General features: G+C 72.8%; 1 protein-coding gene. It reads left to right on the forward strand.

All coding sequences use genetic code 11. The features are described from left to right. Positions 1 to 414, forward strand: a 414-nt coding sequence (locus tag F0Q45_RS26450; RefSeq protein WP_149656646.1) for a PE family protein, incomplete at its 5' end; no start/stop codon positions are given. Positions 415 to 677 lie beyond the last annotated feature (263 nt).

The raw sequence follows: 677 nt of genomic DNA on the forward strand, positions 1-677 counted from the left end.
GGAGGCGCCGGCGGGAACGCCGGTCTTGGCGGCGCCGGGGGTGCGGGTGGCGCGGGCGGTGCCGGCGGTAACGGTGGGGTCGGCGGCAGCACGGAAGCTCACAGCAGCTTCCCTATTGGCAACGGTAATGGCGGTGGCGGCGGAGCCGGCGGCGACGGCGGCGACGGCGGTGATGGCGGGACGGGTGGTACCGGCGGGACACAAGGCGGCGCGGGTGGCCGGGCCGGGTTCTTATGGGGCCTGCCCGGTGCCGACGGCTCTGCCGGTGTCGGCGGTCCGGGCGGGACAGGCGGTGCGGGTGGCGCGGCCGGCACCGGGGGCCAGGGTGGCCGAGGGTTGGGCGGTGGCACAAACGGCGGTGCCGGCTCGGACGGCATCGCGGGCACCGACGGCCAAGCCGGCCCGGACGGCTAATCGGCCACGTCCACGCCCGTTGGTGTCGCCGTTGCGTGCGCACGAAACGGGCTGTGGTGCACGGCAACCCCCAACGAACTCAAAAGCTATGGCACAACGCGAATGCCCCGTTGGTGGAGACATACGGGCCAGTTGCATCCGATGCAAGCAGCGCTGCAGACACGGCGCGGCAAACGCGGGGAAGCGAACAATCGCATGCGAACGCAACCGCGCGGCTCCGGCCGCCGTAGCAGTCACTAGGCTTGCCGCCTGTGATCACCCGG

Source organism: Mycobacterium simiae (assembly GCF_008370645.1).
GTDB lineage: Bacteria > Actinomycetota > Actinomycetes > Mycobacteriales > Mycobacteriaceae > Mycobacterium > Mycobacterium simiae_A.